Genomic DNA, 13,921 nt, shown 5'->3' with positions numbered 1-13,921 from the left:
CCGACCCGGCCGCACCGCGGCGATGCCGGCCCGGCCGCTCAGCGGCCCCGCGTGACCCGGGCCGGGCGGACCGCCGGCTCGCGGGGCACGCCGCCCTCGCGCAGCAGCCGGGCCATCGGCAGGGTGGCCGCGCCCATCGCGACCGCGTCCGGCCCGAGCCGGCACAGCTCGATCGAGGTCTGGGCGTACGGCTGGCGCAGCGCGTGCCGCGCGGTGGCCTCGCGGATCGCCGGCAGGTGCCGCTCGCCCAGTGCCAGCCCGGCCCAGCCGCCGAGCACCACCCGCTCCGGGTTGAACAGGTTGACCAGGTTCGCCACCCCGGCGCCGAGGTAGCCGACCGTCTCGTCGATCACCGTCGCGGCGGTGCGGCCGGTGGCCCGCAGCAGCTCGCCGAAGGCGGTCTCCTCGTCGCCGCCGGCGGCCGGGCGACCCCGGTTGGCCTGGCGGAACCGGTCGAGCACCCCCTCCGCCCCGACGTACGCCTCGAGGCAGCCGAGGTTGCCGCACCGACAGCGGCGTCCCCCGTACACGATGGTGGTGTGGCCCCACTCGCCGGCGCTGCTGTGCGCGCCCCGGTAGCCCACGCCGTCGGCGACCACGCAGGCGCCCACGCCGGAGCCGACCAGGGCGACCACCGCGTGGCGCACGCCCCGGCCGGCGCCGAACCACATCTCGGCCTGGCCGAGCGTCTTGGCGCCGTTGTCGACGTGCACCGGCACGTCCGTGCCGGCGCGCAGCATCGCGCCGAGCGGGACGCCGTCCCAGCCGAGGGTCTGCGCGTGCACTACGGCGTCGGCGGTGCGCTCGACCGTGCCGGCCACGGCGACCCCGAAGCCGAGCACCGCGGCCGGGTCGACGCCGGCCTGTTCGGTCACCGCGGCGAGGCCGTGCAGCAGGTGCGTGGCGACCTGCCGCGGGTCGGGTTCGGCGGCGGCGATCGGGTACTCGGCCTTGGCCAGCGCGGTCATCGCCAGGTCGAACAGCTCGACCTGCACCCGGGTCTCGCCCACGTCGGCGCCGACCAGGTAGCCGTAGCCGGGGGCGACGCGCAGCAGCACCCGGGGACGGCCGCCGTCGGACTCGACCGAACCGGCCTCCTCGACCAGCCCTTCGGCGATCATCTCGCCGACCAGGTTGCTCACGCTGGCCAGGCTCAGCGCGGTCGACTGGCCCAGCTCGTGCCGGCTGAGCGGGCCGTCCAGCCAGATCCGGGTGAGCAGGACCGACCGGTTGGCCCGGCGCATGTCGCGCACCGTGGTGCGTCTGGCGTCCACGTCCGCCGCCGTCCTTCCCCCGGCCGCCCGCCGGCGACCTGCATTCACGCCGTGAACCAAGTGGTGACAGACTACTGCGCATTTACATTTAACAAAGTTAACTGCTAGCCTCCGGCGCATCGATGAGGAGGTATGTCATGCGACTCGGACGCGGGATGACCGCGCTACTCGGTGGCGTCGCGCTGCTCGCCGCCGCCGCCGCCCTGCCGGCCGCCGCCGGCGCCACGCCCACCGGCACCCGCAGCGCGCTGGTGGCGTGCGACGCGCCGGCCTGGGCCGAGGGCGTCACCTGGACCGCCGGCAGCCGGGCCAGCTACGGCGGACGGCTCTACCAGGCGCTGGTGACGCACACCCCGCCGGTCGGCGCCGGCTGGACCCCGGCCGCGGTGCCGGCGCTCTGGACCGATCTCGGCGCCTGCACCGGCGGCACCCCGTCACCCAGCCCCACCACGCGACCGCCGTCGCCCACGCCCACGGCCTCCCCCTCCCCCACCCGGACGCCGACCCCCACGCCCACGCCGACCGCCACGCCCAGCCCGACCACGCCGGGCGGTGACACCTGCGCGCTGAAGTCCCGGCCGACCGGCAAGGTGCTGCAGGGCTACTGGGAGAACTGGGACGGCGCGGCCAACGGCGTGCACCCCGGGCTCGGCTGGATCCCGATCACCGACTCCCGGATCCCGGGGCACGGCTACAACGTGGTGACCACGGCGTTCCCGGTGATCCGCGCCGACGGCACCGTGCTCTGGGAGGACGGCATGGACGCCGGGGTGAAGGTGCCCACCCCGGCGCAGGTGTGCCAGGCCAAGGCCGCCGGGCTGACCGTGCTGCTGTCCATCGGCGGGGCCGCCGCCGGCATCGACCTCAGCTCCGCCGCGGTCGCCGACCGGTTCGTCGCCACCGTGGTGCCGATCCTCAAGCGCCACAACTTCGACGGCATCGACATCGACATCGAGACCGGCCTGACCGGCAGCGGGAGCATCACCCAGCTCTCGCCGTCGCAGGCCAACCTGATCCGGATCATCGACGGGGTCCTGGCCCAGATGCCGGCCGGCTTCGGGCTCACCATGGCGCCGGAGACCGCGTACGTCACCGGCGGCAGCGTCACCTACGGCTCGATCTGGGGCGCGTACCTGCCGATCGTGAAGAAGTACGCGGACAACGGCCGGCTCTGGTGGCTGAACATGCAGTACTACAACGGCTCGATGTACGGCTGCGCCGGCGACTCGTACCCGGCCGGGACCGTGGCCGGCTTCGTGGCCCAGACCAACTGCCTCGACGCCGGCCTGGTCGTGCAGGGCACCACCATCCGGGTGCCGCTGGACCGGCAGGTCCCGGGGCTGCCCGCGCAGACCGGCGCCGGCGGCGGCTACCTGAGCCCGACCCTGGTGGGCCAGGCGTGGAACACCTACCAGGGCCGGCTCAAGGGGCTGATGACCTGGTCGATCAACTGGGACGGCTCGAAGGGCTGGACGTTCGGCGACAACGTCCGCGCGCTGCAGGGCCGCTGAGACGCGACGCGGGGCCCCGTCGACACGACGGGGCCCCGCGCGCGGAGGTCAGCCGACGGCGATCTTCTTCGGCGTGGTCTTCGAGTCCAGCCAGGCGTTGATGAGCGCGGTGAAGTCGCGGCCGGTCTGCTTGTTGACGAAGGCGATGAACGACGCCCGGTCCTGCTGGGTGTTGCGCTGGTCCTGCACCCAGGCGCGGGCCAGGGCGAAGAACGCCTTGTCGCCCAGCTCGCGGTGGATCTCGCGGAGCATGGCCGCCGGGCAGAGGTAGACGTTGCCCTCGGCGAACCGCTTCGGGTCGGGCCGGCCGGGCGGACCGAGCTTCTTGCGCAGGACGGCGTCGCCCTCGCGCAGGTACCGGTCCAGGCTGGCCTCGCTGAGCTTCAGCGTCTCCTGGGTGTAGAGGTCCTGGGCGTACTTCGCCCAGCCCTCGTTCAACCACAGGTCGGTCCAGGTGGTCGGCGTGACGGAGTTGCCGAACCACTGGTGGGTGTACTCGTGCAGCAGGTCGCTGCCCCAGCGGTCGCGGCGGGCCGTGGTGTTCTCGATCTTGCGGCCCATCGTGATCATCTGCTGGGTCTCCATGCCCGACGCCGAGTCCACCACCACGACGCCGCCGGAGGGGAACGGGTACGGGCCGAACTTCTTCTCCAGCCACGCCAGGTACTGCGGGGACTTCTTCAGGTACGGCAGCAGCTTGTCGTCGGCGCCCTTGCGGTACCAGAAGGTCAGCGGCACGCCGCGCGGGCCCGTGGCGGTCAGCTTCTGGTACTTCCCGACCGCGAGCGTGGTCAGGTAGGTCGCCACCGGATCGGTGCTGCGGTAGGTGAACGTGGTGCCGGACTGCCCCGCGGGGGTGCCGCTGGCGATCGCGGACCAGCCCGCCGGCACGGTCACCCGGATGTCGTAGAGCGCCTCGTCGGACGGCTGGTCGTTCGCCGGGTACCAGGTGAACGCGCCGAACGGCTCCTGCATGGTCCAGAGGCCGCCCTCCTTGGTGAGGGTGAGACCCAGGGCCTCGGTGTCCTTGCGGTGCGACGGCATCGGCGTCGTCCGCGGCCGGCCGTGGTAGGTCACCACCAACGTCACCGGCTTGTCCGCGACCACCGGGGCGGACACGGTCAGCTTCTCCTTCGCCACCGTCCCGGGGACCGTCGCGCCGTCCAGCGTCACGCCGTCGAGCTGGTAGGGCATGAAGTCGAGGACCAGGTTCGACGCGTCCTTCACCGGCCGGATCCGCAGGGTGGCGGTGCCGGTGAGAGTGGTGGTCGACGGGGCCCACTCCAGGGCCAGGTCGTAGTGCAGGACGTCCACCGCGTCGGTGCCCCGGGCGGGATAGACCGGGTCGGCCACCGGGGTGGAACGCCCGGCCTCCCAGGCGGCGTAGTCGACGGCGGCGACGGTCGGGCTCGGCGTGGCGGCGGGGGCGGACGGGGTCGCGGCCGGGGCGGCGGAATCGGTGGTGCACCCGGCGACGAGCAGCGGTCCGAGGAGCAGGATCAGGGGTACGGGGCGGCGCATCAGCGCACCATACGGCAGTGATCCACTTCCGTGGGGGCGTCGCCGGCTGGCGCCCGGCCGGACATCCTGCGACGCTGGCAGTCGTGTACGACTACGACCTGCTGGTGCTGGGCTCAGGACCGAGTGGACAGAAGGCGGCGATCGCCGCGGCCAAGCTGGGCCGGCGGGTCGCCATCGTCGACCGCCGCGACATGCTCGGCGGCGTCTGCATCAACACCGGCACCGTGCCGTCCAAGACGCTGCGCGAGGCCGTCCTCTACCTGACCGGGCTCAGCCAGCGTGACCTCTACGGCAGCAGCTACCGGGTCAAGGAGGACATCACCGTCGCCGACCTGGCCGCCCGCACCCAGCACGTGATCACCCGGCAGACCGACGTCATCCGCAACCAACTGGCCCGCAACCGGGTCGCGATGATCACCGGCACGGGCCGGTTCGCCGACCCGCACGCGGTCTGGGTCGACGCCGGCTCGGGCCGGGAGACCCGGGTCAGCTTCGACAAGGCGGTCATCGCCGCCGGCACCCGGCCGGCCCGCCCGGAGAGCGTCGACTTCGACGACCGGACGATCGTCGACTCCGACGGCGTCATCAACCTCCAGGCCGTGCCCCGCAGCATGGTCGTGGTCGGCGCCGGCGTGATCGGGATGGAGTACGCCTCGCTGTTCGCCGCGCTCGGCACCAAGGTGACGGTGGTGGAACGCCGCGAGCGGATGCTCGACTTCTGCGACGAGGAGATCGTCGAGTCGCTCAAGTACCACCTGCGCGACCTGTCGGTGACCTTCCGCTTCGGCGAGGAGGTGGCCGCGGTGGAGAAGCACCGCACCGCCGCGCTCTGCGTCCTGCGCAGCGGCAAGAAGATCGTGGCCGACACGGTGATGTACTCCGCCGGACGGCAGGGGCAGACCGACGACCTGGCGCTGGAGGCGGCCGGTCTCACCGCCGACCACCGTGGCCGCATCCAGGTCGACGCCAACTACCGCACCGCGGTCGACACCATCTACGCCGTCGGTGACGTGATCGGCTTCCCGGCGCTCGCGTCCACCTCGATGGAGCAGGGCCGGCTGGCCGCGCAGCACGCCTGCGGCGAACCGTCCCGCACCATGTCGGAGCTGCAACCGATCGGCATCTACACCATTCCCGAGATCAGCTTCGTCGGGCGGACCGAGGACGAGCTGACCGAGACGTCCACCCCGTTCGAGGTCGGCATCGCCCGCTACCGGGAACTGGCCCGGGGGCAGATCGTCGGCGACTCGTACGGCATGTTGAAGCTGCTCGTCTCGCCGGAGGACGGGCGGCTGCTCGGGGTGCACGTGTTCGGCACCGGCGCCACCGAGATCGTCCACATCGGGCAGGCCGTGATGGGTTGCGGCGGCACCGTCGACTACCTGCTCGACGCGGTGTTCAACTACCCGACGCTGGCCGAGGCGTACAAGGTGGCGGCGCTGGACGCGGCCAACAAGATCCGCAACATCACCCGGATCGACGGCTGACCCTTGGCTCAGGTGTCGGCCACGGTCGCGGCGGTCGGCGCCGGCACCCACTGCGTGCGCGGATAATCACGACATGAGCGTCCGATACGACGAGGTTCTCGACCCGCTGCGCCAGGCATACGACGCTCGCGCAGCCTGGCGCGACGGGCTGACCAAGGAACCGTGGAAGGTGGCGGAGCGTCAGGCGTTCCGGGATCGTCTGGCATCAGGTGCGCGGCTGCTGGAGGTCGGCGCGGGCACCGGGCAGGACAGCGTCTTCTTCCGCAAGGAGGGCCTTCCCGTCGTCGCGGCCGACCTGTCACCGGTGATGGTCGAGCACTGCCGAGCCAAGGGCATCGAGGCCCACGTGATGGACTTTCTGCACCTGGACTTCCCGCCCGACTCCTTCGACGCGGTGTTCGCGATGAACTGCCTGCTGCACGTGCCCAACCACGACCTACCCACGGTCCTGGCCGCCATCCGGGCCGTCCTGCGTCCTGGCGGACTTCTCTTTGTCGGGGTGTACGGCGGTGGCGAGAGCACCGAGGGCCCTATCGACGATGACCAGCACGTGCCGCCGCGCTTCTTTTCGTGGCGAACTGACGATCAGTTGCTCGGCTTCGCCGCCGCCGCGCGGTTCGACGTGGTGGACTTCCATCCGGTCGATACCGGTCGCGGCTACCGGTTCCAGTCGTTGACCCTGCGACGCCCCAGCGGCGCCTGAGAACCAGCAGGGATCCACCGCCTCGACACCCCGCCCCACGATCACGGCCTCCGCCGATCGTGGACTTGTGGCGCCTCGGATGTCTGTCACGTGGCCTTGTTCAGGTGCCACAACTCCACTATCGCCGGAGCACGTGCACGTGCGGCCGGGCCGGATCAGCGGCCGGTGGCGTAGCCCTGGGCGCCTCGCGGGTTGGCGGCGGCCGAGAGGACGCCGTTCCGGGGGTCACGGGCGACGGCGCAGAGGCGACCCAGGCTCCACGGGTCGGACCGGCGCACCGTGTGACCCCGGGCCCCCAGCGCCGCGAGCACGTCCGGGTCGAGACGGTCCTCGACGACCAGCACGCCCGGCTCCACCTCACGCGGGTAGAACGACGCGGGCAGGCTGGTGGTGTGCCACGCCGGCGCGTCGATCGCCTCCTGCAGCTCCTGCCCGCCGACCAGGTGGCGCAGCAGGAACAGCAGCTGCCACTGGTCCTGCTGGTCGCCGCCGGGCGTGCCGCAGGCCAGGACCGGCTCGCCGTCGCGCAGCACCAGGGTCGGGCTCAACGTGGTGCGCGGGCGCCGGCCCGGCGTCAGCGTCGAGGCGAGCCCCTCCTCCAGCCAGCACATCTGCAACCGGCTGCCCAGCGGGAAGCCCAGCTCGGGGATGGTGGGCGAACTCTGCAGCCAGCCGCCGCTCGGGGTGGCCGAGATGATGTTGCCCCACCGGTCGACCACGTCGACGTGGCAGGTGTCGCCACGGGTCACGCCGTCGCCGCGGACGGTGGGTTCGCCGGTGCTCGGGTCCTGCGGGCCGGCCCGCCGCGCCGCGTGCGCGTCCAGGTGTGCCGGCAGTCGGGGCGGCGCGCCGGCCGGGCTGCCGGGACGCAACGCGGTCGAGGCCCGCTCGCCGATCAGCGCGGCCCGCGCACGGGCGTACGCCGGGGACAGCAGCGTCGCCGCCGGCGCCTCGCCGGTGTCGCCGTACCAGGCCTCGCGGTCGGCGAAGGCGAGCTTCAGCGCCTCGGCCTGGGTGTGGATGCCGTCCACGGTGGACGGATCGAGCGCCCGGGGATCGTCGAGCGCGTCCAGCACCGACAGCGTCTGCAGCAGCACCGGGCCCTGGCCCCAGAACCCGGTCTTGGCCACCGTGTGACCGCGCCAGTCGAGCGTGACCGGCTCCTCCCAGGTCGCCGACCAGCCGGCCAGGTCGGCGCCGGTGACCAGGCCGGCGTGCGACCGGCCGCTGGAGTCGCGGAACGGCAGCCGGCTGAACCGGTCGATCGCGTCGGCGACGAACCCCTCGCGCCAGGCCCGCCGGGCCGCCTCGATCTGCGCCTCCCGGTCCGCGCCGGCCGCGCCGGCGGCGTCGACGAGGCGGCGCAGCGTCAGCGCGTACGCCGGATTGGTGACCATCTCCCCCGCCGCCGGCGCCCGGCCGTGCCGCAGCCACAGCTCGGCGGAGGTCGGCCAGTGCTCGCTGAACAGCGACCGGACCCGCTCGACGGTCTGCCCGGCCGCGCCCACGAGCGGGTGGCCGGCGGCGGCGTAGCCGATCGCCGGCTCCAGCACCTCGGCCAGGGACCGGGTGCCGTGGTCACGTAGCAACAGCAGCCACGCGTCCACCGCGCCGGGCACCACGGCGGCGAGCGGGCCGGAACCGGGGACGAGGTCCAGCCCGAGCGAGCGGAAGTGCGCGACCGTCGCGCCGGCCGGGGCCGGGCCCTGACCGCAGAGCACCCGCGGGGTCGGGTCGTCCGCGGTCGCCAGGATCGCCGGCACCTCGCCGGCCGGGCCGTTGAGGTGCGGCTCGACCACGTGCAGCACGAAGCCGGCGGCGACCGCCGCGTCGAAGGCGTTCCCGCCCCGCTCCAGCACGCCCATGGCGGACTGACTGGCCAGCCAGTGCGTCGAGGAGACCATGCCGAAGGTGCCGCGCAGCGTCGGCCGGGTGGTGAAGGTCATCGCCGCCGAGCCTACGCCGCCGGCACGTCTTCGCGCGCCGGGCCGCCGTCGCGGTCCGGCTCGCCGTCGAGCGGGAACAGGCAGGCGGCCCGGTGGTCGGGACCGACCTCGGCCAGCGCCGGGTCGGTGCGGGCGCACTCGTCGCGGGCCCGGGGGCAGCGGGTACGGAAGCGGCACCCGGTCGGCGGGTCCACCGGGCTGGGGATGTCGCCGGTGAGCACGATGCGCCGGCGCTCCCGCTCCACCCGGGGATCGGCCACCGGCACCGCCGACAGCAACGCCGCCGTGTAGGGGTGCGCCGGCTGCCGGTAGATCCGCTCCGGCGGGCCGGTCTCGACGATGCGACCCAGGTACATCACGGCGATCCGGTCGCTCATGTGCTCGACGGCGGCCAGGTCGTGGGCGATGAACAGGTAGGTCAGCCCGAGGTCGCGTTGCAGGTGCCGCAGCAGGTTCATGATCTGCGCCTGCACGCTCAGGTCCAGCGAGGCGATCGGCTCGTCCAGGACGATCAGGTCCGGCTCGCCGGCCAGCGCCCGGGCCACCCCGACCCGCTGCCGCTGGCCGCCGGACAGCTCGTGCGGATGCCGGTCGGCCGTGTCGGCGCGCAGGCCGACCAGGTCCAGCAGCTCGGCCACCCGGGCCCGGCGGGCGGCGGCGGACGCGGCCAGCCGGTGCACGGTCAACGGTTCGGCGATGCTGTCGCCGACGGTGCGGCGCGGGTCGAGGGACGCCTGCGGGTCCTGGAACACCATGGCCACGTGGCGACGCATGCCGCGCAGGCGGCGCCGGGACCAGCGGGTCACGTCCGCGCCGGCCACCCGGACCCGGCCGGAGGTCGGCTCGACCAGGCGCAGCAGCGCCAGGCCGGCGGTGGACTTGCCGCTGCCCGACTCGCCGACCAGGCCGAGCGTCTCCCCCCGGCGGACGGCCAGGGTGACGCCGTCCACCGCCCGGACCACACCGGCCCGGGTCGGGAAGTGCACCGCCAGGTCGTCCAGCTCGGCCACCACGTCCGCGGCTGTCATGGGGTCTCTCCCGGATAGAAGGTGCGGACGGTGTGCCCGTCGCCGACGGGCGTCAACGGGGGCAGCTCGTGCTCGCACCGGGGGTCGGCGCGCACCGGGCAGCGCGGCCAGAACGCGCAGCCGGCCGGCAGGTCGAGCGGGCTCGGTGGCGCGCCGGGGATGGCCACCAGGTCCTCGCCCCGGCGGGACGGGTCCGGCCGGGCCGCGAGCAGCGCCCGGGTGTACGGGTGGGTGGGCGTGTCGAAGACCGCGTCGACCGGGCCCTGCTCGACGATCCGTCCGCCGTACATGACCGCGACGGTGTCGGCGATGCCGGCGACCACGCCCAGGTCGTGGGTGACCCAGACGACCGCCGTGCCCAGCCGCCGTTGCAGGTCGGCGACCAGCTCGACGATCTGCGCCTGGGTGGTCACGTCGAGCGCGGTGGTCGGCTCGTCGGCGATGAGCAGGTCCGGCTCGCAGGCCAGCGCCATGGCGATGACGACGCGCTGGCGCATGCCGCCGGAGAACTGGTGCGGGTAGGCGTCGACGCGCTGCGCGGCCGACGGGATGCCGACCAGGTCGAGCAGCTCCACCGCCCGGTCCCGGGCGGCCCGGCGGGTCAGCCCGAGGTGCGCCTCGGCCGCCTCGGTGACCTGCCGCCCCACCGGCAGCACCGGGTTGAGCGAGGTCATCGGATCCTGGAAGACGAAGCCGACGTGCCGGCCGCGCAGCTGGCGACGGCGGTCCTCGGGCAGCGCGGTCAGCTCGCTGTCGAGCAGCCGTACCCGGCCGGTGACCGTGGCGGCGCGCGGCGCGAGACCGGTGGCGGCGAGCAGCGTCATGCTCTTGCCGCTGCCGGACTCGCCGACCAGCGCGAACGTCTCGCCGGCGCGGACCTGCCAGGACACCCCGGCCACGGCGTGCGCCGGACCGCGGCGGGTGCCGACGGTGACGGTGAGGTCCTCGACGGAGAGCACGGGCCGGTCGCCCGCGCGGCGCTGGCTCGGCACGCTCTCGCGGCCTTCGCGTCGCTCGGTGCGGTCGCTCATGGGCTGCTCCTGCGGGCCTCGGCGAGGGTGAGCTGGCGCGGGTCGAGCACGTCCCGCAGCGCGTCGCCGACCAGGTTGAAGGCGAGCACGGTCAGGAAGATCGCGGCGCCCGGGAAGACGCCCAGCCACCAGGCGTCGGTGACGAAGCCACGACCGTCGAAGAGCATCCGGCCCCACGCCGGCGCCGGCGGTTGGATGCCGAGGCCGAGGAAGGAGAGCGCGGCCTCGGAGAGGATCGCGAACGCCAGCGACAGCGACGTCTGCACGATCAGCGGCGCGGCGATGTTCGGCAGCACGTGCCGGCGCATGATCCGCAGGTCGGACGCGCCGATGGAGACGGCGGCGCGGACGAAGACCTGCTCCCGCACGGAGAGCACGCCGGCGCGGGTGATCCGGGCGAAGATGGGCGTGTAGACCACGCCGATGGCGACCATGGCGGTGAGCAGGCCGGGGCCGAGCACCGCCACGATGGCCACCGCCAGCAGCAGCACCGGGAACGCGAACAGCACGTCCATGGCGCGCATCAGCACGCTGTCCAGCCAGCCCCGGTAGTAGCCGGCGAACAGCCCGAGCGTCACGCCGGCGACCAGCGCGATGCCGACGCTGACCACGCCGACCTCCAGCGAGACGCGGGCCGCGACGAGCACCCGGCTGAGCACGTCGCGGCCCAGCTCGTCGGTGCCGAACGGGTGCGCCCCGCTGGGCGGGCGCAGCATCTGGTCCACGTCGACGTCGTTGACGCCCGAGGGCGCCAGCCACGGCCCGGCCACGCCCACCACGACCAGCACCAGCAGCACGACCGTGCCACCGACGGCCAGCGGGTCGCGCCGCAACGCCTCCAGCACCCGGCGTCCGGTGCTCTCCGACCCGGCGCTCACTTGACCGTGATCCTCGGGTCGAGGCGGGCGTAGAGGATGTCCACCAGCAGGTTGACCAGCAGGAACAGCGCGGCGACGAGCAGCACCGCACCCTGCAGGACCGGATAGTCGCGGGCCTGCACGGCGTCGAAGGTGAGCCGGCCGATGCCCGGCCAGGCGAACAGCACCTCGATCACGATGACGCCGCCGAGCAGGCTGGCCAGTTGCACCGCGACCACGGTGACCACCGGGATCAGCGCGTTGCGCAGCACGTGCCGCAGGATCACCACCCGGTTGCGCAGCCCCTTCGCCTCGGCGGTGCGCACGTAGTCGGCGGAGAGCACCTCCAGCACCGACGAGCGGATGAAGCGGGTGAGGATCGACGCGGTGACCAGGCCGACCGTGACCGCCGGCAGGGCCACGTGGGTGGCCCACCGGCCCGGGTCGTCGGTCAGCGCCACGTAGCCCGAGGGCGGCAGCCAGCCGAGCACGCCGGCGAAGAGCAGGATGCCCATGATGCCCATCCAGAAGTCGGGCACCGAGACGCCGAACTGGCTGAACACGCGGGCGGCGTGGTCGACCGCGGAGCCGCTGCGCACCGCCGCGACGATGCCCAACGGGAACGCGACCAGCAGCGCGAACACCACCGCGGTGACGGCCAGGGACAGCGTCGCCGGCAGGCGTTCCAGCACGATCCGGCTGACCGGCTGGCCGGTGCGGAAGCTGACCCCGAGGTCGCCGGTGAGCGCGTGCCCGAGGTAGCTCGCGTACTGCACGGGCAGCGGCTGGTCGAGGCCGGCGCGGGCGCGCAGCGCCTCGTACGTCTGCGGGTCGAACCGGGTGCCGAGCGCCACCCGCACCGGGTCGCCCGGCACCAGTTGCAGCAGCAGGAAGACCACCAGGGTCACCCCGAGCAGCACGACCGCGGACTGGAGCACCCGCCGCAGGACGAAGCGGGCCATCACTCGGCGAGGGCGACCGAGCGGAACCGGATGGCCCGATCGGTGCGCACCTCGTAGCCGGAGACCTTCTTCGACCAGCCCTGCACGACGTCCGGGTTGTAGAGGTAGATGTAGCTGGCGTCGTCGACGATCTGCTTCGCCGCCTGGTCGTACGCCTGCTTGCGGGCGGCCTGGTCGGTCTCGGTGCGGGCCTGGTCGAGCAGCTTGTCCACGGCCGGGTTGCGGTACTTGTGGAAGTTGAACGTGCCGCCGCTGTGGTGCTGGGCGTAGTAGAACTCGTCCGGGTCGACGTTGCCCAGCCAGCCGAGCATGAACCCGTCGAAGTTGCCCTTGGCCTGCTCGTCGAGCCACTGGGCGAAGTCCAGCGTACGGATCTTGACGGTGATGCCGACGTCCTTGAGCTGGGCGGCGATGACCTGGGCGGCGGTGACGGTCTCCGGGTACTCACTGGTGACCATCAGGTCCATGGTGAGGTTGCCGACGCCGGCCTGGGCGAGCATCTGCTTCGCCTTCGCCGGGTCGTGGCTGTACGGCGCGTACTCGTAGTAGTAGGCGCTGTCCTTCGGGATGGCCGCCTGGTTGACCGTGGCCAGCCCGAACTTGGCCGCCTTGGTGATCGCCTCCCGGTCCAGCGCGTACGCGACCGCCCGCCGCACCTCGGGGTTGTCGAAGGGCTTGCGGGCCTCGTTGAGCGCCACGTACCAGTAGTCGGTGGAGGCGGCGGACCGCACCACCGGGTCGTCGCCGTCCTGCAAGGACTTCACCTGCTGCGGCGGCAGGTTGTCGGTCCACTGCACCTGGCCGCTGCGCAGGTTCTGCAACGCCACGGTGGGGTCCTTGACGAAGGTGAACGTGACGCCGTCCAGCTTCGGCTTCTCGCCCCAGTAGGCGTCGTTGCGGACCAGCTTGATGCTGTCGCCGGAGGTGTAGCCGGCCACCTTGAACGGGCCGCTGCCGACCGGCTCGGTCTTGACCTTGCCGGACTCCACGTTGGACTTCTCCACGATCGCGACGCCCTTGAACCCGCCGAGGTTGGCCAGCAGGTTCGGCGTGGGCGCGCTGAGCGTCACCACCACGGTCGCCGGGTCGGGCCCGGTCACCGACTTGACGGTGGCGAACTTGTACGCGGTGTTCAGCTTCTCCTTGATGATCCGCTCGTACGAGTAGACGACGTCCTCCGAGGTCAGCGGCGACCCGTCGGAGAACTTCGCGCCCTCGCGCAGGGTGAACGTCCAGGTGAGCTGGTCGGCGCTGGTGGTCCACTTGGTGGCCAGCGACGGCACCATCTTCAGGTCGGCGTCCGGCTCGACGAGGGTGTCGTAGACGTTCTCCAGGACCTGGAAGCTGTAGTAGGCCGAGGTCTTGTGCGGGTCGAGCTGGTCGGGTTCGCCGCCGATCGCCGCGTTGAGCACGCCCCCGGCGCTGCCGGCGTCCCCACCGCCGCCGACGTCGACGCTCTCGCCACCGGTGCATCCGGACAGGACACCCACCGCGAGGGTGAGTGCGGCACCGAACACTCCGAGTTTGTTCCTGGTCATTGGCCCCCCTGCCGCTTTCCCGAACAAAAGAAAGTTTCGGCGAGTCTTCTCGCCGAGCGGGAT

Annotated in this window: 11 protein-coding genes; 3 read left to right on the top strand and 8 right to left on the bottom strand. The window is 72.9% G+C overall.

Translation table 11 applies throughout. The features are described from left to right. Positions 1 to 38 precede the first annotated feature (38 nt). A complete protein-coding gene (locus ACN27B_RS24685) occupies positions 39 to 1,274 on the bottom strand; it encodes an ROK family transcriptional regulator (RefSeq protein ID WP_355519148.1) in 1,236 nt (411 codons plus the stop codon). A gap of 137 nt (positions 1,275 to 1,411) precedes the next feature. Here ACN27B_RS24685 and ACN27B_RS24680 point away from each other — a divergent pair, with 137 nt between their 5' ends. After that, positions 1,412 to 2,785, top strand: coding sequence for a glycosyl hydrolase family 18 protein (locus ACN27B_RS24680; RefSeq protein ID WP_422741657.1), 1,374 nt, complete (start codon positions 1,412 to 1,414; stop codon positions 2,783 to 2,785). Between the two features lie 48 nt (positions 2,786 to 2,833). On the opposite strand, the gene ACN27B_RS24675 is transcribed toward ACN27B_RS24680, so the two are convergent. Beyond that, the gene (locus ACN27B_RS24675) at positions 2,834 to 4,306 is read right to left on the bottom strand and encodes a M1 family metallopeptidase (RefSeq protein WP_422741656.1); all 1,473 of its coding nucleotides are present in this window, start codon (positions 4,304 to 4,306) and stop codon (positions 2,834 to 2,836) included. Positions 4,307 to 4,389: 83 nt separating this feature from the next. Between ACN27B_RS24675 and sthA the strand changes: the two genes are divergently transcribed. Next, complete coding sequence (gene sthA / locus ACN27B_RS24670; RefSeq protein ID WP_422741655.1) at positions 4,390 to 5,793, top strand: Si-specific NAD(P)(+) transhydrogenase; 1,404 nt, start codon at positions 4,390 to 4,392, stop codon at positions 5,791 to 5,793. Positions 5,794 to 5,866: 73 nt separating this feature from the next. After that, the gene (locus ACN27B_RS24665) at positions 5,867 to 6,496 is read left to right on the top strand and encodes a class I SAM-dependent methyltransferase (protein WP_099161027.1); all 630 of its coding nucleotides are present in this window, start codon (positions 5,867 to 5,869) and stop codon (positions 6,494 to 6,496) included. Between the two features lie 155 nt (positions 6,497 to 6,651). Here ACN27B_RS24665 and ACN27B_RS24660 read toward each other — a convergent pair whose 3' ends face one another. Genes ACN27B_RS24660 through ACN27B_RS24635 form a run of 6 tightly spaced genes read right to left on the bottom strand, consistent with a single transcriptional unit; the run spans position 6,652 to position 13,858 of the window. Next, the gene (locus ACN27B_RS24660) at positions 6,652 to 8,442 is read right to left on the bottom strand and encodes a gamma-glutamyltransferase family protein (protein ID WP_422741654.1); all 1,791 of its coding nucleotides are present in this window, start codon (positions 8,440 to 8,442) and stop codon (positions 6,652 to 6,654) included. Positions 8,443 to 8,453: 11 nt separating this feature from the next. Then, the gene (locus ACN27B_RS24655) at positions 8,454 to 9,470 is read right to left on the bottom strand and encodes an ABC transporter ATP-binding protein (protein ID WP_099161029.1); all 1,017 of its coding nucleotides are present in this window, start codon (positions 9,468 to 9,470) and stop codon (positions 8,454 to 8,456) included. After that, positions 9,467 to 10,501: an ABC transporter ATP-binding protein gene (locus ACN27B_RS24650; protein WP_422741653.1), complete on the bottom strand. Its 1,035-nt coding sequence runs from the start codon at positions 10,499 to 10,501 to the stop codon at positions 9,467 to 9,469. The genes ACN27B_RS24655 and ACN27B_RS24650 overlap by 4 nt, the downstream gene beginning before the upstream one ends. After that, positions 10,498 to 11,379: an ABC transporter permease gene (locus tag ACN27B_RS24645; protein ID WP_422741652.1), complete on the bottom strand. Its 882-nt coding sequence runs from the start codon at positions 11,377 to 11,379 to the stop codon at positions 10,498 to 10,500. The genes ACN27B_RS24650 and ACN27B_RS24645 overlap by 4 nt, the downstream gene beginning before the upstream one ends. Next, positions 11,376 to 12,320: an ABC transporter permease gene (locus ACN27B_RS24640; RefSeq protein ID WP_091574562.1), complete on the bottom strand. Its 945-nt coding sequence runs from the start codon at positions 12,318 to 12,320 to the stop codon at positions 11,376 to 11,378. Before ACN27B_RS24640 ends, ACN27B_RS24645 begins: the two co-directional genes overlap by 4 nt. Further along, a complete protein-coding gene (locus ACN27B_RS24635; RefSeq protein ID WP_099161032.1) occupies positions 12,320 to 13,858 on the bottom strand; it encodes an ABC transporter substrate-binding protein in 1,539 nt (512 codons plus the stop codon). The genes ACN27B_RS24640 and ACN27B_RS24635 overlap by 1 nt, the downstream gene beginning before the upstream one ends. Positions 13,859 to 13,921 lie beyond the last annotated feature (63 nt).

This window comes from Micromonospora sp. WMMD754 (assembly GCF_049315235.1).
GTDB classification, from domain to species: domain Bacteria; phylum Actinomycetota; class Actinomycetes; order Mycobacteriales; family Micromonosporaceae; genus Micromonospora; species Micromonospora sediminicola.
This window is presented reverse-complemented; position numbering and strand designations above follow the sequence as displayed.

Bases quoted from the DNA above. Each gene is read 5' to 3' on its own strand.
- ACN27B_RS24680 (WP_422741657.1), top strand. From the start codon at position 1,412: ATGCGACTCGGACGCGGGATGACCGCGCTACTCGGTGGCGTCGCGCTG.
- ACN27B_RS24675 (WP_422741656.1), bottom strand. From the start codon at position 4,306: ATGCGCCGCCCCGTACCCCTGATCCTGCTCCTCGGACCGCTGCTCGTC.
- ACN27B_RS24665 (WP_099161027.1), top strand. From the start codon at position 5,867: ATGAGCGTCCGATACGACGAGGTTCTCGACCCGCTGCGCCAGGCATAC.
- ACN27B_RS24660 (WP_422741654.1), bottom strand. From the start codon at position 8,442: ATGACCTTCACCACCCGGCCGACGCTGCGCGGCACCTTCGGCATGGTC.
- ACN27B_RS24655 (WP_099161029.1), bottom strand. From the start codon at position 9,470: ATGACAGCCGCGGACGTGGTGGCCGAGCTGGACGACCTGGCGGTGCAC.
- ACN27B_RS24650 (WP_422741653.1), bottom strand. From the start codon at position 10,501: ATGAGCGACCGCACCGAGCGACGCGAAGGCCGCGAGAGCGTGCCGAGC.
- ACN27B_RS24640 (WP_091574562.1), bottom strand. From the start codon at position 12,320: ATGGCCCGCTTCGTCCTGCGGCGGGTGCTCCAGTCCGCGGTCGTGCTG.
- ACN27B_RS24635 (WP_099161032.1), bottom strand. From the start codon at position 13,858: ATGACCAGGAACAAACTCGGAGTGTTCGGTGCCGCACTCACCCTCGCG.